The organism is Aliiroseovarius sp. YM-037 (assembly GCF_048060095.1).
Classification (GTDB): Bacteria; Pseudomonadota; Alphaproteobacteria; order Rhodobacterales; family Rhodobacteraceae; genus JBLUOA01.
In genome coordinates this window covers 53,261-74,178 of the sequence record NZ_JBLUOA010000004.1, presented here as the reverse complement: position 1 = coordinate 74,178, position 20,918 = coordinate 53,261, and the positions used below count along the sequence as shown (strand labels likewise).

General features: G+C 60.5%; 17 protein-coding genes. 4 read left to right on the top strand and 13 right to left on the bottom strand.

All coding sequences use genetic code 11. The annotated features are described in order from the left end of the window. Positions 1–5: 5 nt before the first annotated feature. Both ACEWPJ_RS14995 and ACEWPJ_RS14990 read right to left on the bottom strand, forming a co-directional pair. A complete protein-coding gene (locus ACEWPJ_RS14995; protein ID WP_416513926.1) occupies positions 6–2,015 on the bottom strand; it encodes a phage tail sheath family protein in 2,010 nt (669 codons plus the stop codon). A gap of 248 nt (positions 2,016–2,263) precedes the next feature. Beyond that, the gene (locus tag ACEWPJ_RS14990; RefSeq protein ID WP_416513925.1) at positions 2,264–2,398 is read right to left on the bottom strand and encodes a hypothetical protein; all 135 of its coding nucleotides are present in this window, start codon (positions 2,396–2,398) and stop codon (positions 2,264–2,266) included. Between the two features lie 186 nt (positions 2,399–2,584). On the opposite strand from ACEWPJ_RS14990, the gene ACEWPJ_RS14985 reads away from it, so the two are divergent. The 3 genes from ACEWPJ_RS14985 to ACEWPJ_RS14975 all read left to right on the top strand — a co-directional run bounded on the left by ACEWPJ_RS14985 (position 2,585) and on the right by ACEWPJ_RS14975 (position 5,684). After that, the gene (locus tag ACEWPJ_RS14985; RefSeq protein ID WP_416513924.1) at positions 2,585–4,132 is read left to right on the top strand and encodes a hypothetical protein; all 1,548 of its coding nucleotides are present in this window, start codon (positions 2,585–2,587) and stop codon (positions 4,130–4,132) included. 178 nt (positions 4,133–4,310) lie between these two features. Then, positions 4,311–5,090 carry an FkbM family methyltransferase gene (locus ACEWPJ_RS14980; RefSeq protein WP_416513923.1) on the top strand — a complete coding sequence of 260 codons (780 nt, stop codon included), beginning with the start codon at positions 4,311–4,313 and terminating at the stop codon, positions 5,088–5,090. Between the two features lie 12 nt (positions 5,091–5,102). After that, positions 5,103–5,684, top strand: a complete 582-nt coding sequence (locus tag ACEWPJ_RS14975; protein ID WP_416513922.1) for a hypothetical protein — start codon at positions 5,103–5,105, stop codon at positions 5,682–5,684. Here ACEWPJ_RS14975 and ACEWPJ_RS14970 read toward each other — a convergent pair. The 4 genes from ACEWPJ_RS14970 to ACEWPJ_RS14955 form a co-directional block, all read right to left on the bottom strand. Next, a complete protein-coding gene (locus tag ACEWPJ_RS14970; protein ID WP_416513921.1) occupies positions 5,681–6,664 on the bottom strand; it encodes a glycosyltransferase family 2 protein in 984 nt (327 codons plus the stop codon). The genes ACEWPJ_RS14975 and ACEWPJ_RS14970 overlap by 4 nt on opposite strands. Positions 6,665–6,689: 25 nt before the next feature. Beyond that, positions 6,690–7,439: an FkbM family methyltransferase gene (locus ACEWPJ_RS14965; RefSeq protein WP_416513920.1), complete on the bottom strand. Its 750-nt coding sequence runs from the start codon at positions 7,437–7,439 to the stop codon at positions 6,690–6,692. A 76-nt stretch (positions 7,440–7,515) separates the two neighbouring features. Next, positions 7,516–8,562, bottom strand: coding sequence for a glycosyltransferase family 2 protein (locus tag ACEWPJ_RS14960; protein ID WP_416513919.1), 1,047 nt, complete (start codon positions 8,560–8,562; stop codon positions 7,516–7,518). Beyond that, positions 8,559–10,427: a hypothetical protein gene (locus ACEWPJ_RS14955; protein ID WP_416513918.1), complete on the bottom strand. Its 1,869-nt coding sequence runs from the start codon at positions 10,425–10,427 to the stop codon at positions 8,559–8,561. Before ACEWPJ_RS14955 ends, ACEWPJ_RS14960 begins: the two co-directional genes overlap by 4 nt. Before the next feature lie 97 nt (positions 10,428–10,524). Here ACEWPJ_RS14955 and ACEWPJ_RS14950 point away from each other — a divergent pair, with 97 nt between their 5' ends. Further along, complete coding sequence (locus ACEWPJ_RS14950) at positions 10,525–12,531, top strand: tetratricopeptide repeat protein (RefSeq protein ID WP_416513917.1); 2,007 nt, start codon at positions 10,525–10,527, stop codon at positions 12,529–12,531. 7 nt (positions 12,532–12,538) lie between these two features. Here ACEWPJ_RS14950 and ACEWPJ_RS14945 read toward each other — a convergent pair whose 3' ends face one another. The 7 genes from ACEWPJ_RS14945 to ACEWPJ_RS14915 all read right to left on the bottom strand — a co-directional run bounded on the left by ACEWPJ_RS14945 (position 12,539) and on the right by ACEWPJ_RS14915 (position 20,910). Next, positions 12,539–13,531: a hypothetical protein gene (locus ACEWPJ_RS14945; RefSeq protein WP_416513916.1), complete on the bottom strand. Its 993-nt coding sequence runs from the start codon at positions 13,529–13,531 to the stop codon at positions 12,539–12,541. A gap of 87 nt (positions 13,532–13,618) precedes the next feature. Next, positions 13,619–14,572, bottom strand: coding sequence for a GDP-L-fucose synthase (fcl, locus tag ACEWPJ_RS14940; RefSeq protein ID WP_416513915.1), 954 nt, complete (start codon positions 14,570–14,572; stop codon positions 13,619–13,621). A gap of 11 nt (positions 14,573–14,583) precedes the next feature. Then, entirely contained in the window at positions 14,584–15,705 is a 1,122-nt protein-coding gene (gene gmd / locus ACEWPJ_RS14935) for a GDP-mannose 4,6-dehydratase (RefSeq protein WP_416513914.1), read from the bottom strand. Positions 15,706–15,774: 69 nt separating this feature from the next. Beyond that, on the bottom strand, positions 15,775–16,386 hold the full coding sequence (cobO, locus tag ACEWPJ_RS14930; protein ID WP_416513913.1) for a cob(I)yrinic acid a,c-diamide adenosyltransferase: 612 nt from the start codon (positions 16,384–16,386) through the stop codon (positions 15,775–15,777). Between the two features lie 137 nt (positions 16,387–16,523). Then, entirely contained in the window at positions 16,524–17,666 is a 1,143-nt protein-coding gene (locus tag ACEWPJ_RS14925) for a serine hydrolase domain-containing protein (RefSeq protein ID WP_416513912.1), read from the bottom strand. After that, positions 17,663–19,753: an acetate--CoA ligase family protein gene (locus ACEWPJ_RS14920; RefSeq protein ID WP_416513911.1), complete on the bottom strand. Its 2,091-nt coding sequence runs from the start codon at positions 19,751–19,753 to the stop codon at positions 17,663–17,665. Before ACEWPJ_RS14920 ends, ACEWPJ_RS14925 begins: the two co-directional genes overlap by 4 nt. Beyond that, a complete protein-coding gene (locus ACEWPJ_RS14915; RefSeq protein ID WP_416513910.1) occupies positions 19,750–20,910 on the bottom strand; it encodes an acyl-CoA dehydrogenase family protein in 1,161 nt (386 codons plus the stop codon). The genes ACEWPJ_RS14920 and ACEWPJ_RS14915 overlap by 4 nt, the downstream gene beginning before the upstream one ends. Positions 20,911–20,918: the final 8 nt, after the last annotated feature.

Below are 20,918 nucleotides of genomic sequence, written 5' to 3'. Positions count from 1 at the left end.
TCCTCTCAGCTATCGGCCCGACGGGCGATCTGCTGTATTTTGATGATGACGAATTCCGCGGGCTTCAGCGGAGCGAAGCCAAGCTCGATATTGACAATACCGTTGTCAATATCGGTTTGGGTCGTCGTTTCCTTGTCGCATTTGACGAAATAGGCATCGTCAGGCTTGGCCCCTTGGAACATGCCCTGCCGGAACAGATCGTGCATGAACGCGCCAAGGTTCAGGCGTATCTGCGCCCAAAGCGGTTCATCGTTTGGCTCAAACACCACCCACTGCGAACCGCGAAACGCGCTTTCCTCGATGAACAGCGCGGTGCGGCGAACGGGGATGTATTTCCACTCCGACGCGATCTGGTCCGCACCGTCCAGCGTCCGCGCACCCCAGCAGACCGGGCCGTAAATCGGGAACGTGCGCAAACAATTCGCGCCGAGCGGGTTCAGCACGCCGTTTTCCGCATCGGTCATCGAATAGACGAGGTCTTGGACCCCCCGCAACCGCGCATCCGTGCCTGCCGGGGCTTTCGCCACATTGCGCTGCGCATCGGTCCGCGCCCAAAGCCCCGCGTTGGTGCCAGAGGTCGCGAAGGATCGCGGCCTGTTCTGGTTCAACGGATCGGCGTTGAACGTGCGCGGGAAATAGACGGCAGAGTTTGGCGCCCGCAGTGTCGCGTTCTCGGTCAGCCATGTTTCCATCTGGTCGATCCGGGTCACGTCCTCGGGAATATCGACAATCATCATGGCGCGGCGGTCGGTGACGTAGGTCAGCGCCTCGCTGTATAGCGCGAGCGAACTGTCTGCCCCAAGGCGCGGCGCGTCGGGGATACAAAGAATGTTGAACAGATCCACATCCTCAAGCGCGTAAAGCCCTGTGCGAGCCGCCGGATTGCCACTGAACACCGCTTCGGGCACGAGGTAAGCACCCGCCGCGTCAACGACATCGCCGTCATCACCCCCCGTCAGCGCGATCTGCTGTGGGGCCTCGTGAATCGCGGCGGCCATGCCGAAATCGCCATTATCGGCGCCGCCGAATGTGATGACCGCATCCGGCGCGAAAGGGCGCCCGCCCTGCCCGGCCCGCACGTGGAACCGGCGGGGGTTTCCGACGGAGCCATCGCCAAGAAGGGTAACAATCGCGCCGGAGAGATACGGACGCTCCGCCACGGAAACCGCGGGGTTCTGCGCCGCTGCCCGCAAGCGTTCCTGGAACACGGCGGCGAAGGCCGGAAAGCTCGCGGGCGTTCCGGCTCCGGTAAAGTCAATCGGGATCGCCCCGATGGTGCTAGTCGTTGAGATTGAGACATTCAGCACCGCCGCACCGATCGCCGGCACCGCCGCGGCCAGCGCGCCGCCAAGCGTGCCCGTCGTATGGGGCATGTCGTTGTCATCGACCGGACCGGCGAACCCTGCATCAACCGCGATCTGCACCAGCCGCGATCCTTCGTTCACCACCTCAAGCGCGTTGTTGGCGACGTTCGGCTCCATCGTCAGGTTGCGGAAGACCTCTTCCTGCACGACGGTTGTCCGATCACCATCCTCGCGGATTTCCTTGACGGAAAGGTTGAAGGTCGTGTTTGGTGCACCGCTGTTATAAGTCACCTCAAGCCGCAGATTATTCCCCCACGCGCCCGGGTTCTCAGCGGGCTCGCCTCGGATCGTACGACCAGCGACAACGTTCAACAGAACCGGGCCTGCGATTGCGGTCGGGTAATCCTCCGACGCCGCCGCGATGGCCGTGTCACCACCGCTGCCGTCATGCCCGACCCGGATGATCCATGCCTCGCCACCGCCGTTCAGAAAGAACTGCTGCACGGCATATGACGCCTCGCTATGGCGGTCGAGCCCGCCATATTCGCGTTCAAAGTCCGACGGACTAAGCACCCGGACCGCTTCATTATGCAGGCCGCGCTGAAAAGTGCCGATGAAGGCGGCAATCGAAGTCGCCACCCCCCGGATCGTGCGGACGCCGGAGGGAATCTCTTCTATGTAGACACCCGGAAAAGTAGGATTGACGGTCATGTGGCAGCTCCCTGAAATGAGAGTTTTTCAACAGCATGCCGCCCGGAAAATAAGTTGAATTGCCAATGGCATATACGACCGAGGGTCGGAAAAAAGGTGAAAAACTACAGCTTAGGATTGTAAAAAATTATACCAACAACCGCCGAATCGCACAATTGTAAAGATATTGCAGTAGGGCTGACTTATCGTGATGCGGGCAATTCGGATGCGCGGAAACCACCCGGTTTTCTGCACCACCGCTCGTCCGCCTAAAGCCTCGTCGTCATCTTGTAGCCCCGCGCGAAGTATAGGCGGGCGTGGGTGATATTCTCACCGTTCAGCCAGGTCGTGCGTTCGGCTGTGAACACCGCGTCGCCTTCGCTGTGGTCAAGGAAATCGGCCATCTCCCGCGTCGCGTTCGACAGGGGCAATCGGCAGTGGGGCGGGATGCGATAAATCCACAGGGCAGGCAGCACGGGCTTGGGTGACGACCTGCAGGGGAAATTTATACTCAACCTCAGCGCGTTAACATTTTTTCGCCACACTTGTCCGTAAGTTTCAAGAAATACACCGCCGCTCTGGGAAAATTAATGCGTATTCTGTTTGTCGTAGCCTTCCTGTTCAGCGCCCTGCCTGCCTGGGCGGAATTCAACGTCGATACGGTGCGCGACAGCATCGAAACCCGCGACTTTGACCGGCTTGAGGCGTTGTTTGCCGAAGGGCACAAAACCGCATTGGCTGAGCGTGACTATACGGACATGCGCAACGTCTACGCGACGCTTTTCGTGGCGGCCCACACGGAGCGGCGCGAGAATACCGAGGCCTGGACCATCGCTTACCCAAGGTCGCCCTACGCCGCGACTGCATTGACGTGGATGCACTATTACGAGGCCTATCAAAAGCGCGGGAATTTCGACAACGCACGCACCTCACCAGAAGCCCTTGATGGGTATCACGACTCGTTAATGAAGGCCTATCGACAAACCACGCGCGCCCTGCGGGCTGACCCCGAATTCCTGCCCGCCCGCGATGCCCAGATCTTGCTGCGTATGACGCATGTCGATCGCCGCCCGGTGTCCGAAGCCGTCGCGGAATCGATGCGCATCATGCCGAATTGGCACAGCTTTGATCTTGGCCTTAGCGTCACGCTGCGTGGATGGGGCGGCAGCGCGGCGGAGCTTTTTCGAATTTGCCAGATCGGGGTTGCGAAAATCCCTGACTACGATGAAACGCTTTGTTTTATTGACGTTGTCATCTCGAACGATCTGCGCGGTCGTTTGCGAGAAATGGCAGTCGAATACGCAGAGGAGCGCAAGGACAACCTGTCTGATTCCGTTCTGTTCGACCTTTACCTAAGCGACTGGAGCGGCCGCCCCGAGGCAGAGGATGAGGCGCTGCGCCTCCATCGCGCGACGCTGTCCCCGACGATGCACTTCGCTGAATACAAGCGGGGCTACGAACGCATAAGCTACACGTTCCAAAATACCGATTATGAGGCCGAGGCGACCGCATCCCTTGGTGCGATTGCGCGGGGGCGGCTGCGCGACAATCCCGAAAGCATCGCGGTGCGAAAAGAACTGATCGCCGCGTTCGAATGGCGTCATCAGTTCGCGACGGTTATCCCGCCCCGCCTGATCCAGGAAATTCGCGAACACTGGGAACAGATGCTGATCAACGGTGCCGCACGCCGAGATATCTGGAGCGCTGGCGCGCGTGTCGCGGCGCACGAAACTCACTTCTGGGACATGGACCGCCTTCGCCCGTATTATATAAACGCAATCTACTATTCCAATTACAGCATCGGCGATCTTCGGGCGTATCAGAATTACCTCTACCAGATGTATCTGGTCGGCATTCGCGAACAGCATGTCGACACGCTGTCCGAGGCTGAAAAGGACGCGCTGCGCGATAAGGCGCTTTGCCCGATGCTGCGCGCGTGGCGTCTTTACGATGCGGTCTGCGATATCTACCCGGACGAACCGTATTGCAACGTCGGGGGGTGGAACGCCGGTTGGCGACAACAGATGGCCAGCATCGCCCGAACGACCGAGGAGTGCGCTAGCATCCTGACCGCTGAAATTCCTGACCTGCTTTATAGCCCGATCCCGGTGGCAGAGTTCCTGTCAGACGCCGGTTGAAGGCGCCGCTCCGCTGACGTGCTTCAGTTCAAACCCACGGAGACTGGCGCATTTTTTCAACAATGGGCAACGACTTGGCCCGCGGTCGAAATTGATAGTGTTTGAGCGGACTGTGCCACGTGGTAGACCTCCGGCAGTCGGATGACCGCAATCGCCTGTCCAAACCCGAAAGCTCGCCATGACCGCTAAACGTCCAGCGCTCCGATCAAACCAGAATGCTTCGATGATCGACGATTTCATGCGCCCTCATGCGACCGATACACCGTTGATTCGTATCGGAGATTTCGGTGATGGCGGCTATCTCGTGCCGGATGATCTGCGCGGTATCGCGGCGTGTTATTCGCCTGGCGTGTCGCGGCAGGCGAGCTTTGAGATGGATATGGCCAAGCATGGTATCCCGTCCTTCATGGCCGACGCCTCGGTCAAGAATCCGCCGCTGGAGGTGCCGGGGGCGCAGTTCGTGCCAAAATTTCTGGGCGACAAGGATGAGGGGGAGTTTATGACGCTCGCCTCTTGGGTCGCCGCGACGGACCCGGACCCAAGCGCCGACCTGCTGTTGCAGATGGATATTGAGGGCGCGGAATACGCGACACTCGCCGCCGCGCCGCGTGAGCTGCTGAAACGATTCAGGATGATCGTGATCGAATGGCACCACCTGCCGTCGATCCTGACCAAACCCCGGTTCTCCGCCCGCGCCCTCGCCACCATCGAAAATCTGCGCGAGGATTTCGTGACGGTCCATCTGCACCCCAATAACGTATCCGGCACCGTTGAGATTGATGGGGAGAACATCCCCCGCGTCGTTGAGGCCACACTGTTGCGCCGCGACCGCGCATCGGGGCTGCGCCCGGCTGATCCGTTGCCGCACCCGCTGGATCGGCGACATAACCCGCGAAAACCTGCGTTAACCTTGCCAAAACGCTGGGTGGGTGATGCTGGTCATCCGACCTCAGCCTAGAAGGATGTGACGATGGACCGGCCAGAACTGACGTTTTCGAAAGAGGTGGGCGATTGGGTGCGTGAAACCTATGAGGCGTCGAAGGTCATCCTTGAATATGGCAGCGGCGGGTCGACGGTCCTCGCCTCGGAAATGCCCGGGAAAACGATCTATTCCGTTGAAAGCGACCGTCGCTGGGCGCGGCGTTTGCAGGCTTATCTCGATCAAGCCAATGGCGCGTCCCCGGTGCTGTTGCATCATTCGTCGATCGGCAAGACCGGCAAATGGGGTCGGCCAGTAAATAATGATAGCTATCGCAAATATCACGAATACCCGCTTGGCATCTGGGATCATCCCGACTTTAAAGCGCCTGATACGGTGCTGATCGACGGGCGGTTTCGCGAGGCGTGTTTTTATGCGGTGATGCTGCGCAGCACCAAGAAAACCGTCGTGCTGTTTGACGATTACGCCGACCGGCCACGCTATCGGCGGGTGGAGCATTTCATTGAGCCGGTTGAGGTGCGGGGCCGTATGGCAAAGTTTGAGCTGACGAAAACCGCCCTGCCCCGCGACGATCTTACCCGGATCATCGGCGCGTTTTCAAACCCGTTCTAGGTTGCTTGGCCGCTCGTTTCGGGCGCCAGACACTCCATCAGCGAACTGAAATCCGGGCGCTGGCGCAAATCGGCGATCAGCTTGCGGTGGTTTTCGCAGCACGCCTCATGCAGAGTGCTCAACTCATCGTCGGCCAGAAGCCCACGATAGATCGCGGCCTTGCGCGGGCGGATCGCGTCGATGCTGCGATCCTCAATCTGGTTGTGGTTCATCTTTTGCCAATAATCGAGGCCAAGGGAGTCTCCGCCGTGATGCGCCCGCCCCCGTGCTTTTTTCACCAGATAGGATTCACAGGATTTCAGGGCGTAGTGGTTAAGCTGCACAAGGTCATATCCAACCGAATCCGGCCCCGACCGCCAACTGCCCGTCATATACCGGTCCGGCATCGGCTGGCCTGACCCGTTATACCAATGGGTTTCGGCAAAGCTGTCGACCGTTGGGCGCTTGGGCCGATGCACCCCGATATGCCCCCAAAGCGCGCGCTGGAACATGGTTTTCAGACCCCACGCCTGCGGCGGGCGGCGCATCATGTCGGGGGCGGCCCTGCGGAACTGGTCGGTGATGAATCCGGGGCCGTAGCTTTCGACGCCCGCATTGCCGAACAGTCGCCAAGTCATCGACAGTGTTCGGGCATCTGGCACAGCATCGGTCAGCGCCTGCAAGCTATGATCCCCGGTTTTGACGTTGATGTATTCGTCGGCGTCAATCGGGATGATCCAATCGTCATCCCCCGCGATATCCATCTTCATGAACCCGCGATAGGCGCGGCGCTGTGGGTTCGGCTTGCCCCCCGCCGTGATGTCGAAATGGCGCAGCTTGCCCATCTTGTCCAACCGATCAAGCAGCGCGTCCGACCCGTCGGTGCAATCGTTTGAAAAAATGGCCATGTCGTCGACCCCGATGGCCAAATTATGCGCCACCCACTCAAGGATGAACGGCCCTTCGTTCTTCATCGGTGTGACGATGATAAAGCGTGACATATGTTCGCCCGTCTCCTTCGGAATCCTAGGTGCCCTTGGCGGCTGGCAGGCGGGTCTTGCGGAATGTATCGGATATCAGAACCGCATCGCCAAAGCGCAACTGCCCATTGCTTAGCCGCCGGGACGGGAAGATATCGTATAACCCGTAGCCGTGGCTGCGCATCAGGATCAGGATATCCTCAAGCAGCGGCACCCCGTCGTAATGTGGCACGGCGAACCATTCGAGCATGATGATGTCGATCCCGTCTCGCGACAGCATTCCCTCGGCGCCTTTCAGGATGTTATATTCGCTGCCCTGCGCGTCGATCTTCATGCACGAAATATGATCGACCTTATGCGCCGCACACCAATCATCCAGCCGCTCAACATCGACGCGAAATGTCTCAGCCGTGGAATGGCCTGAGTTCTGCGCGGCTTCCTCCCCGGTATTCGTAAACAGGGACGAGCTGCCAACGTGATCGGCCAAATAAAAATCAGTTTTGCCGTTCTGGTCCGACAAGGCCATCTGATGCACGCGCACCGTCGGAAAGCGGGCGAAGCGTTCACGCACATAGTCGGCCTGCGCGGGGATCGGCTCAATCAGATGGATAGGCAGATCGCAAAACAGACGACACAGATACAACGCGACCGTGCCGCGATTGACCCCGACATCCAGCACCGCGCCGTTACGCTCGGAAAACCGTGACAGCCGCGCAACCGCACCAATCGCCCCCCCGTCAGAGATCATCTGATCGCGGTGCCGTTTTTTCGGGCGAACAGCCGTTGCAGCGGTCATGCGTAAATCCTTCGGATGAAAGCGGTGCGGTTCGTGTCCTGTGCCTCGTTTAACGACGCCCGGTCAAGCGCTTCGGTCAGTAATCTTTCTGTTCAACCGCATCCGTCGTTTCGATCTTGTTGGCGCGCAGCCAGTTATAGAATTCATCCCAGCCGTCGCGCTTTTTCAGCTCCGCGATCTTGGCGCGGTGCCAGTCGCAGGCGTGTTCATGCAGCGCGCCCAGCACCGGATCGGCCTTTAGCGCCTCCAGCAGCGGGCGGGCGCGGTCGGCGTGCGGGGTTATCGAGTCATCCGTCGTTCGGTTCACATTCATGTCAGACCAGTAATGTTCCGTCTGTTCGCGGGCGATGTGGTTGGTGCGGCCTCGGTCCCGCTTAACAAGGAAACTGTCGAGCGACCGCACCGAATAGTGATGCAGCCGCGCGTATTGGTGGCTGAAGCCCGGCCAGCCGCGCCAGCTGACCTGCTCCATCGGGCGCAGGTTGCCGCCGCAGTCAGACCAGCGCACGTCACCCTCTCGCCCGTCCGGAACACCCTTTGGCCGATGCGGGTTGTAGCGCCGGAACAGGCCATTGTTGCGGAACATTGTCTTGAACCCGGTCGCGCGACCATTCGCCGGGTCGTTTTCCGCATCCGCCAGCGTGAATTGATCCATCACCATCGCGTCGGCGTAATCCTCAACCCCGCCGCAGCCGAACAGTTTCCAGACGAACGACACCGCGTCGCAATCGCCAATCGAGTCGATGAACTGGGAGAGCGTCATCAGCCCGCCCCGCAGGTTGATGAATTCGTCGACGTCAAGGCACATCAGCCACTCAGCCTCTTTCACCCACGGATGCGCTGTGGCACGGCGCAGCGCCTTGTGCTGCGGGGGCGATCCGTCGGACACATCATTGGGCCGGTGGCTGCAATAGCCAAGCTCCTCCAGCCGGTCGGCCATCAAATCGGTGCCGTCATCGCAATCGTTGGTGAACACCACGAACCCAGTGAAACCGATGGTCAGGTTATGCGCGATCCATTCCAGCAGGAACGGCCCCTCGTTCTTCATCGTCGTCATGATGACATGACTGCCGCCAAGGGCGGGGACAGGCAACGCTGCGAGGGTGGCTTGGTGTTTGGTCATTCCGCTGCCTGCCGTTTCAACTTGCGAAAAGCGGGTGTGACACGGGCGGCAAGCTTGTCATGCCCGCGTTCTTCGAGGTTCGCGATCAGCGACTTGCGATACCACGGCAAAAGGCGGCGGGCGCGGATCATGTCGTAAAACACCTCAGCCGTCAGTGTGTCGTCGAACACGTGCTGCATCAGCGGTTTCAACAGCCCCGCTCGGCGCAGGAACACGGGCGAGAAATGCCCCGAACACCATGTCTTGAGAAGGATCAGGTTGTCGCCTTCCAGCCGCTCTATATGACGGCGGTCGGGTTCAAAGAACGGGTCATACAGCACAAACGCCTTTTCGACCTCGGCAATCTCAAACGCGCAGTCGCTATGGGGCAGCGACCAGTTTCGGGCACGCCCCATGCCAAAGCGTTTTTCCCAGGGCACGATCGCCTCTTCCAGCGTGGTCTGGGGGTTGAAGCTGATGACCGTCGCCCCGGGCGACAAGGACGCGAAGGCAAGCGCGGCGAACCCGCCCATCGAGGTGCCGGTCAGGATGACCCTGTCAAATTCGGCAAAGAACCCGTCGGCGGACAGCTTTTGCAGATAGTCGATAAGCTGCGGGTCGCGATACCAGTCCTTGCGCCGCGCCATGACGGACAGGTGCGAAAAGCCGTTGTCGCGCACGAATTTATAGGCCCACGGTTCGCGATCCGCCGAGAGGTCATTGACGTTCGAGAGGTTATCGAAAGTCACCACAAGCCGCCCCGGATCGCGGCGGATACAGACGACCGCATGGTGCTTGAGGCGGGTGTAGAACCCTTCGCTGTCGCCGCCGGTATGGATTTCGGCGAACCACGGCGGCAGGACCGCGCCACCCTCGGGTCGGGGGTCGGGTTCGGCGATGGCGGGGGCGGGTTGCGGCGGAGCCTCGCCCTTGCAGGCGGCGACCACCGTCTGAAACTCCGCTGACGTATCGCGCAGGCTGTCGCGGGCGGCAGTCTCCTCGGCGCACAGGGCATCTTGTGCGCCGGCAACGCCGGGCAGGGCCATCAGCGCCTCGATCTCTGCCACGGTCGCATCGCGCCACGCTTCCAGCCCCGGATGCTCCCCCTCAATCGCGCAGAAGCCCTTTAGCCTTTCGATCTGCACCTCAACCGCCGGATGCTGCTTCGGCGGCAGCGCCTGTTGGCGGAGCAGGAATGTCTCAACCGTCGGGGCGGGGATTTTCAGGATCGACGCCTTGTTACTGCCGGGTGGCTCATCGCCCACCATAACCGCGACGAGGCTGGGGGGGGCTGTGATCGCCACGCCATCGCCATCGACCCACTTCATCTTGGCCTTGCCCTGCGCGGGGCCAGTCGGGCCGTGGACGCTACGCGAGGGAAACAGGCCAAGCCGCGCGACGCTACGCAATGCGGCTCCTGTGACCACCGGAGCGACGGGGCGCCCGTCTTGCAGAAACGTGCCCGGTCGATGCTCCGCCTGCGGATCGCTCCCTGCAACCCGCACCGGGGCCGACAGAACATCCGCACCGCCGCTGGACCGCATCAGCGATTGCACGCTGCGGGCGCGACCGTGGATGCAGAAATACTCGTCCGCCCCGAGGTAGAGGCCAAAGCCCCCCTTTTCAGCTGCCTCTGCGCGGCCCGCGCGAATGGCGGAGTTGTGGATTTCTTCCTTCAAGTCGGGGTCAATCGCGACCGGCACCAGCGTCACCGCGCCAGCCGCCGCAAGCGCATCGAAAAGCGGTTGTTTCCCCGCCTTCCTGCGATCAATGAAAATCACCGTATCGGTTGCCCCGATGGCCCGGTGATAGGCCAACCATTCCAGAAAGGACGACGTCGGATCGGCCACGAAGGCGCTCAGCAACAGTTTTGGACCCGCTGGCATGAACTCGTCGACTCCTCCGCGACTGCCCGACGACGGGAGCGCTTGTGATTATCCGGGCGAATGTATTAGGTTTCAGGTGCTTAGAAAAGGTTGATTTATGACGCCGCGCATTGGCCACGGACGTGGATCGTTTATCGGTCTGAGAAAGGACCAACTCGGCGCGCGTTTGTTGATGATGCTGAACTGCATCCGGCTGGCTGAAGACTATGACGCAGACTTTCGCATCAACTGGTTTCCGCGCGGGGCGGCGGCGCCGAAACTCGACACGCCATCGGACCTGTTCGATCAGGCGTTCATCAATCGGCACTTCATTGATAATGCGGAATTTGAAAAGCTCGACAGCATCACCAAACCGATCTGGACCTTCCTGACCGACGAAACCCCGGACCGTCTGAAAACGCATTTGACAGACGGCGGCCACGTCCTGCTGGACGAGGGTTTTGAAATCGTCGCCTTCCCGTGGGAAGACGTGGATGACCTCCAAAAACGCTTTCGGGGCTTCATCTCTCGGATCGGGTTCAACCCGGCGGTTCAGGATCATATCAAACAGATCGACGCGGTGATGTCAGCAGGCGGCGGGCGCGTCATTGCCTATCACATCCGGCGCGGTGACATTCTGAACGAAGACCCGTGGAAGCATAAGGAGTGGCCCGCCAAGATCGAACCGGATGAACTTTATTCCGCCTATCTGGAAAAGAACGCGGACGCCGGGGCGTTGGTCTTTTCCGATCAGCCTGAAAGCATCGCCCGGTTCACTGCCGCGCATCCGCAGGTGCGCAGCATCACCGATCTGGTCGATCTGGACCAAACCAAGCCGGTGCAGCGCGATTTTCTGGAACTGTTCGCGATGTCCCGCGCATCACAGATCATCGCGCCGCCGATCAGCGCCTTCAGCCGCGCCGCGGCCCGGCTAAGCGGGCAGGAACGCAAGTGTTTCCACGAGGTCATGACGCTTGAGGAACGCGATGTCGCCTACAACACCGTCACCGATCGGTTTGGAAAGGGCGTGTCGCAATTCATCACCCCAAGCGAGGCTGCGCATATCTTCGTGAAAGTCGCCCGTCGCTTGCAGGAAACCGACCGCGACGCCGAGGCTTGGGAGATTGGCCAAAACATTCTGGACGCCGGGGCCGACAACGCCTTTCTGCCGCTTTTGCAGGCCGCGAACGGCATCTACCTTAGCAAATGGGATGAGGCGTTGCGCCTTGTCGACATCGCGATTGATGACCCGAACCAGTGGCAGGAAAACTATATATCAGCCCTTGCGATCCGCGCCCATATCCTCGGCGCGCTTGGCAAGCCGTCGCAGGCACAGCAATCGTTCCTGCGGGCGTTCTGGCAGAAACCGATGCTGCCCGACGTGGCCGTTGTTGGGTCTTTCATGATCCGGCGACAGCGTTTGCGGCCCGGCGCAGTTCTGCCTTTTGACCGCGACACGGCGATGATCCTGCCGATCCGGTATCAGTTGCACAACATCGTCCTGCAGCAGAACAAGATCCTGAAACGGCGGGCGCTTGATCTGTCGACCATCGCGATTGAATGGCCGTGGTTCGCGCAGGATGGCAAGACCCGGCGGCTGCTTGAAACAAAGCATGACCTGAAAGCCCTGCGGGATCGCCTGAAAGCCCACCAAAGCTATGCCCCCGGTGCGGGACCGTTCAGCTTTTGCGCGATGCTTGAGGCGCGGATGGGCAGGCTTGGCATCGCGCTGGCCCGCAATACCGAAGCGCTTGAGAATGCTCCCGACGATCCGCTTGTCCGCAAGCGGCAGGCCGAAATCCTGATGCTACGGGGCGATCATGACGCGTCCCTCGGCCAGATGAAGATCTGCATGTCGAACGCGCCGGATCATGCCTTCTGGCATTTCCTGACCGGGGTGATCCATGAACAGGCGGGGCAGGCCACCGCCGCGCGCACGATGTTCGAACAGGCCGCCGCGATGGACGATAGCACGGCCGAACTCCACGCCCACCTCGCGGACCTTTGCCGCAAGACCGGGGATCATGCCGCCGCGACGGCGGCGCTGGAACGGGCTGCCGAAATCGCGCCCAACCAACAACGCTACCGCAACCAGCGCGACCGGATCATGCGGAGAAGCGTCTGACGGGTCGCTATCCCTGCTGCTGCTTTACCAGCTTGTGAAGCTTGCGGACCGCGTATTGAAACTCCATCACCTCACCCGGATGACCGCGGGTCGGCGTGTCAGGGTCCGCGTCCCGTTTCGGAAACAGCCGGTCCCGATCGGGAAAGAACGCCTTCCGCATGGCCGCGTTGCGCGTTTCCAGCGTTTCGTTGACCGCTTCGCGTTCCGCCGGGGTCAGCACGTCGCCGCGTGCGAACAGCCTTGGGTCATTGCTTTGTTGCAGTGCCCGTCCCAGCCTGCGCCGGGCTTTCTTGTCGAACCCCGCGCCGCGTTCGTCGAATAGGCCCAACGCCTCGCTCGCCAACCGGGACAGGGACTGGTTCGCCGCGACCTTGGGCAGGGTCACATCGCCGGGCGCGACGCCCATCACCGACAGGAAATCCGGGATCACGTTCTGGCCCACCATTTCATCCCGCAGGTAAAGACGCGGGTGAATCTGCGCCCCCGGCACCTGTTCGCGGAGCCGGTCGAACATGGTGCCGAGGTTCATGTAATCCGGATCGCTTTCGATCAGTGACAGGCGGGCCGCGACGAAGGCATCGACCCCGCCGGTCTGCATCCCGTTCTTCGCGCGCTGCTTGTAATCGGCCTCGATGAAGTCATCGAAGCGGCGGATGTAGAGGATGATGCGCACAGGCGCGTCGATCCGGGCAAGGTAGCGGTCCTGCATCGGCGCAAGGTCGCGGCCGAAAAACATCTCGCTCGACAATACGCAATGGCCCGACCCGTGGGCGGTGTATTCCTCGGCAAAGGCGTCAGGGTCGGGCGCGTCGCGCCAGCCGCGGCTCATGCTGACGGCCATTGTATTGTGACAGATCAGCCGCGCTTTGCCTGTGCCGCGATCCCGGCCCGACACCATATAACGGATCCCTTGATCTTGAAGGAACCCGGCATTGCCGTGCAGGTAACCCTGCAACGCCGTCGTGCCGGTCTTCGGCATCCCGATATGGAGCCAGAGCATCAACCATCCCTTTCACTGGATCGCACCGCAAAGGCGGGCGAAGATCAGAGCGCTTTGGATCAGTATTCGGCGCAGTTCAAAGCCGCGTCAACGGCGGACCTCCCCGGCATGTTCGAGAAACCACCGATAGGTGTCGGCAATCCCCTCTTTCAAACCGATGGAGGCGTTCCAGCCCATATCCGACAGGCGGCTGTTGTCCATCAGCTTGCGCATCGTGCCGTCGGGTTTCGAGGTATCAAACGCGATCTCTCCGTCAAACCCCGTCACCTCGGCGATCATCGCGGCCAGTTCGGCGATGGTGACGTCCTGCCCAAAACCCACGTTGATATGGCTTTGCATCGGATCGGTATGGGCGCGGTAGGTTGCGGGATCGAGGTCCAGCACGAACAGCGATGCGCGAGCCATATCGTCCACATGCAGGAATTCGCGCCGGGGCGCTCCGGTGCCCCATATGGTCACACTGTCCCGCCCGTCCTGCACCGCCTCGTGAAAACGGCGCATCAGCGCCGGCAGGACATGGCTGTTTTCCGGGTGAAAGTTGTCGCCGGGGCCGTAAAGGTTCGTCGGCATGACGGACCGGTAATCGGCGCCGTGCTGGCGGTTGTAGCTTTCGCACAGCTTGATCCCCGCAATCTTGGCGATGGCGTAAGGCTCATTCGTGCGCTCAAGCGGGCCGGTCAGCAGCGCATGCTCGGCCATAGGCTGCGCCGCCTCGCGCGGATAGATGCAGGACGATCCGAGTTGCAGCAGGCGCGTGACACCTGCATCAAACGCCTGATGGATCACGTTCGCCTCAATCATCAGGTTCTCGTAAATGAAATCCGCAGGATACGTGTCGTTGGCGTGGATGCCACCGACCCGCGCCGCGGCGAGGATCACGCAATCCGGACGCTCGGCCCGCATGAAGTCGCGCACCGCCGCCTGGTCGGTCAGGTCCAGCTCTGCATGGGTGCGGGTGATGACCTCCGCCCCCCGCCCCCGCAACTGGCGCAGGATGGCGCCGCCAACCATGCCGCGATGACCTGCAAGGTAATACTTCACGCGCCCGCCTTTCATGTTTCCGAGGGGAACGGCAGTTCCAGCGCGTTTTCGCGCAGCAACCGGTGCCGCCGGGCCGCCTTCAGGTCTTCGGCCACCATCTCGACGCACATCTCCTGCGCCGTGATCTCTGGAACCCAGCCGAGTTTTTCCCGCGCCTTCGTTGGATCACCCAGCAGCGTTTCCACCTCAGCCGGGCGGAAATAGCGCGGGTCGATCCGCACGATCACGTCGCCGGGGTTGATGTCGGGGGCATTGTCGCCCGTAACCGAGTCAACCACGCCAACCTCATCCACACCCGACCCTTCAAATCGCAGGGTGATGCCAAGCTCCGCCGCCGTCCAGCCGATGAAATCCCGGACTGAGAATTGCTTGCCTGTGGCGATCACGAAATCCTCAGGCTGATCCTGTTGCAGCATCAGCCATTGCATCCGCACATAATCCTGCGCGTGGCCCCAGTCGCGCAGCGCGTCGATGTTGCCCATGTGCAGGCACGTGTCCAAGCCTTGCGCGATATTCGCCAGACCGCGGGTGATCTTGCGGGTCACAAAGGTTTCGCCGCGCCGTGGGCTTTCGTGGTTAAACAGGATGCCGTTGCAGGCATACATGCCATAGGCCTCGCGGTAATTGACGGCGATCCAATAGGCGTAAAGCTTGGCAACGCCGTAGGGCGACCGTGGATGGAACGGAGTCGTTTCCGTCTGCGGGGTTTCCTGCACCAGCCCGTATAGTTCCGACGTCGACGCCTGATAGAACCGGGTCTTGTCCTGCAGGCCAAGAAACCGGATCGCTTCCAACATCCGCAACGTGCCGATCGCATCGACATCGGCGGTGTATTCCGGGGCCTCGAAACTGACCGCGACGTGGCTTTGCGCGCCGAGGTTGTAGACCTCGTCCGGCTTCACTTCGGACAGGATGCGCGTCAGGTTCGAGGTGTCGGTCAGATCGCCGTAATGCAAGTGCAGCTTCGGGTTCACCTCGTGCGGGTCCTGGTAGATGTGATCCAGCCGCTGCGTGTTGAACGACGACGCACGGCGCTTGATGCCGTGAACCTCGTAGCCTTTTTCAAGCAGAAATTCGGCAAGATACGACCCGTCCTGCCCCGTTATGCCCGTGATAAGCGCCCGCTTCGTCATAGTGTTTCCCAACGTCTGCGTTCCGACTTGTTCTAGTTACGCGGCCATGCCCGATGTTACCAGACGAGACTACATTTCGACGCCGCGCTGTGCCTTCACGCCATCCTTGAACGGATGCTTGACCAGCGTCATCTCGGTAACGAGGTCTGCGGCCTCGATCAGTTCGGGCTTGGCGTTGCGACCGGTCAGGCAGACATGGGTCATCTGCGGTTTTTCATGCAGCAGAAACTCCACAACCTCATCGATATCAAGGTAGTCGTATCTAAGCGCGATGTTTATTTCATCCAGCAGGACAAACTGAATGTCCGGGTCGAGGATCTGTTCCCGCGCGATCTTCCAGCCATTCTCAGCCGCCGCGATGTCACGCTCCCGGTCCTGCGTTTCCCAGGTGAAGCCTTCGCCCGACACGAAAAACCGGCATTCATCGGCAAAACGCTCGCGCAGAAGCTGCTTCTCTCCGGTGATCCAATTGCCCTTGATGAACTGCACCACCGCGCAAGGCATACCGTGCCCGATACAGCGCATAATCATCCCAAACCCCGAAGAAGATTTCCCCTTCCCAGACCCGGTATGCACCATGATCAGACCTTTTTCCTCGGTCTTGGTTTGCATCATCTTGTCACGCGCAGCCTTGATCTTGCGCATCTTCTCGGCGTGTCGGGCGTTGATGTCATCGGTCATGGTGAAGGGTTTTCTCCTGCTGGACTTTTCGCGATGGTGCCATCTGCCCAAAGGTCGGGAGTGGTGTAAATAGGGGAGATGCGGATCGGGTGGTTTCGCGGGACATTCTTGCCGGGTGTGTTTGCTAGAAACGGCTCCTACCCTGACCCACAGCAGACCAGCCGTAAAATACGCGCGACGTTGCTCATGTAGTCGTCGTCATAGCCGGCTTCGTTCTCAAGAACGCTAAGGAATGCGCAAGACGTGCCGGTTTTCATGTCGACCATCAGAAACTGGCCCCCATACCCCGCATGACCCACCACACGACCATCTGTCATGGTTTGGTTTGAATATCTCAGCCACTCTTTGGGTGGCGTCATTTCGGGTGTAGGTCGCGTAAGGCTATGCTCCAGAAAGGCCGCATTGCCGATGGGCTGGCCATGCAGATTGTGGCCTTTGCGCGCCAGAAACAATCCGAACCGGGCCAGATCACGCGCGCTTAGACAGCCGCCACCCGAAAACGCAGGGTGGCCGTCTGGGCTGCAACTGATGTGAAAAGCACCTTCATAGCCCACGGCGTCAGCTATCCGCTCGATATGCGCAGCAAGCGGGATGGGCGAGACCTCCGCGGCGATCAACGTCAGCACATCGGTGTTCGCGGATTTATACTCTGCCTGCGAACGCGCCGCAGTCGCCCGGAAACCGGTAATGCCGGACGCAAAATCCCCGAGCGTGATTTCTTCAAGGCCGGGGCCCGGCAGGCGCCACCCCAAAGCAATCTCTTCAAGGTAGCAATCCGACATTGGGTCACTGTAGTCTTCGGTAAAGTCATTGGTGACGGCCATATCCAACAAGGCCTGAACCGTGGCATCGCGGTAACCCGACCCGATGCCGGGCAGATAGTCCGAGACTTTTGCGTCAAGTGACAGCAGCCCCTGTTCCAGCAATTGACCGATAATCAGGTGAATGTGCAGTTTCGTCACCGATTGAATGGAATGGGGCTGCGTTGTCGAAAAATCGGGCGCGGCGGCCTCCATGACGATCTCATCGTCGCGCAGGCAACAGAATGCTGAAAAGGCGGGGTGTTGGATAAGGCTGGCCAGTTCCGGAACCTGCTTTGTCAGGTCTTGCGCCGCAGGTTCCAGCATAAGCACGTCACGCGACCGCACCATAAAAGCACGGCGAAAAAGGCGATGTGCATTGTGGAAACCGTGGCGGCGGTGGGCTGGCTGGTTCCAGCGCTGCTTGTTGTCGGGGCCGACCGAGAGGTCCGGGTTTGGGGTGGTTTTATGCGTGCTCATTGGGGTATCACATGGATCAGCGCATCAACTGCGACGATGTGGTCCGTGTATATGAACATCGGGTTAATCTCAATTTCGGACAGGGCCTCATGTTCCTGAACGAAGACACCACAAAGATGGTGCAGCGCTTTAGTAACCTTGTCGAGATCAGCGGAGTCGCGACCTCGAAACCCGTTCAGCAGACGCGCAACCCGCAAGGATTTCAGAGCCTCGGCGATCTCCGCCGGTGTCGTCGGCAGCAGAAGTGTCACGGCATCACCGACAAGTTCGGTTAACACCCCCCCGCTTCCCATCACCAAGGCCGCACCGAATTGCGGATCAGACCGTAGGGTCACGATCATCTCCGCCAAAGGCGGTCGCAGCATGGTTTCAACCAGAAAACTGTCTGTCACAGACTGCGGGTCAAAAGCCCGGATCGTTTCTGTCATCTGGTTGAGTGCAACAGCCAACGCCGCCGCGTCCGTAACGCCGAGGGCCACAGCCCCGGCCTCTGTCTTATGGGCAAGGTGCGGCGACATCATCTTGAGCACGACGGGATAGCCGACTTCAGCGGCAGCGTCTTCAGCGTCTTTGGCGGTCACGGTCCTGCCTTCAGGGACCGCGACCCCGCGTGCTGAAAGCCACGACTTTCCTGCATCCTCGGTCAACATCTGCGGCGCGGCCAGCGCACCCACCGCCAACAATGGCGCGGGCCGCGCGGCCGTGATGCGTTTGCGCCGTTCCGACCACGTTGCGGCATCTCGGATTGCGTTCAATGTTTCATGGATCCCCTGCATTGGGGCCACCCCGAGCGAGATCAGATGCCGACGCGTATCTTTGTCGAGATTCTCGGGCAGGGTTGCGCAGATCGCGGCTGGAATCGCCTGTTCCTTGGCCGCTTGTGCAAAGGCTTCGGCGTCATTCTGATAGTATAGTTTTGAGGCATCCAGCCCCTCCGCCGGATAGTCTTGCACCAGAACCGCGGCATCCGCTGCGATAGATTCCATCGCCTTGGCAAAGACCGGATAGGTGCGATCCGCCTGTCCCCAGATCGGCGTCGTGTAGTCCAGCGGGTTCGACACCGTCGCAATGTCGGGCAACAGATCGGCGAGGGCCGGGTTCTCATCGCACCTGACCTCAGGGAAGGTCAGCCCGATCTTTTCGGCGTGATCGGCCAGCATCGTGGCGCCACCGCCCGAGCAGGTAAACCCCGCGACAGCGGGCCCAGCCGGAGCGCCCACGACACAGAGATACTTCAGCGTTTCCAGAAACTGCGCAGGGCTCGTCACGCTGATCACACCTGACCGCGCAAACAGTGCTTCGTAAAGGTCATCCGGTCCCGAGAGTGAGCCTGTGTGGCTTACCGTCAATGTCGCGCCGATGGCTGAGCTGCCTGTCTTGAGCGCCACCACCGCGACGCCCTGCTCAATCGCCTTTAAGGCCGCACGTTCAAAGGCCGGGATGTCTTGCAGCCCCTCGATATGCAGCCCGATGGCGCGCACCGCCGGGTCGTCTGCGAAAACGTCCAGAAAATCTTCCAACCCCAACACCGCCTGATTGCCCGCCGAAACCATGTAGGCCAACGGCAGGGAACGCGCGCTCATCGTGATGTCTGACGAAAACATACCCGACTGGGTGATGATCGCGGCGCCGTATCCGGGGGTCCAACCGCCATGTTCGAAAGACCAAAGCGCTGTGTTGTCGATGTAGTTGATCAACCCGTAGCAGTTAGGCCCGATCAGGGCCATGTCACCTGCTGCCCCAACCAGTGCCTGTTCAGCCTGCGCGTCGCCTGTTTCCTTGAACCCCGCCGAAAAGCACACCACGCCGCCGACGCCCATAGCTGCCAATTCGCGCAGTGCAGCGACGACACCGCCCGCTGGAATAGCAAGGTAAACCGCGTCAGGCACCCCCGGCATATCAGCGATAGAGGGCACGCAAGGCACACCGTCCAAATCAGCACGGTTTGGGTTCACCGCCCACATTTGTCCGGCGAACCCGCGCCTGTGCGCCTCGCGCACCGCGATTGTGGCGTCCCGCCCGCCGACAAAGGCGATATGGCGCGGCCTGAGCAGACGTTGGAAATTCGCGCGACGTTCCGGGGTCATGCACCAAGGGGCCGCAGGATAGAACGTGTGATGATATGGCGTTGGATTTCGCTGGTGCCGTCCCAGATGCGCTCCAGCCGACTATCGCGCCAGAAGCGCTGGATCGGCAGTTCTTCCATCAAGCCCATGCCGCCGTATATCTGCACCGCGTCATCTGCAATCTTGCCCAGCATTTCCGAGCAGAAGACCTTGATCATCGCCGCATCCGCATCGCTCATCACGCCTTTCTCGGCCCGGGCGACGGTATCTTGGACCATCAGGTCAGCCGCCCGCAGTTGGATTGCGCCATCGGCCAGCCGGAACCCCGTGGCCTGAAACGCGCCGATGGGTTTGCCGAACTGCTTGCGCGAGGCGGCCCATTCGGTGGCCATCTGAAGGATACGTTCCGCCTTGCCGCAGCAGGTCGCCCCGACCCAGATACGCCCCATGCCAAGCCATTTGCCGGACAGTTCCAGCCCCGTGCCCTCTTCGCCCAGCACTTGGCCGGGACCAAGGCGCACGTTGTCGAAATGAAGCTCAAACGTCTTGTAGCCCCGGTAGCTGACGCATTTCGTGCCTTCGCGGCAGTCGAAACCCTTGGTACCTACATCTACCAGAAAGGCAGTCACCCGTTTGCGCGGGCCGCGCGGGGTTTCATCCTTGCCCGTGGCGGCAAAGACGATGGCGAAATCGGGCATACACGGGCCCGAGATAAAGTGTTTGGACCCATTGAGTATCCAGTCATCTCCATCCCGTCGCGCGTTGGTTTTCATGCCCATCACGTCTGATCCGGCGTCTGGTTCAGTCAGGGCAAACAGCTCGCGTTTTTCACCGCGCACGGCGGGAAACAGGTATTGTTCTCGCTGATCGCCCTCGCAGGCCATCAACAATTCGGTCGGCCGCGCGGCCCAGCTTTGCAGCGCGTGGCTGGTCTTGCCATATTCGCGTTCAACCCGTGACATCGGGCCATAGCCCAGACCACCGCCGCCCACGTCTTCGGGCAGGTTGCAGGCAAAAAGCCCCAGTTCATGCGCCTTGGCTTCGATCCGACGGCCAATTTCTTCGGGAACATGGCCCAGACGGTCGACCTCCTCCTCATGAGGATACATCTCGGTTTCCACAAAGCGGCGGACAGTGCTGACCAACAGGTCGGTTTCGTGACTGGTTTCCATGTTCATTCTTAGCC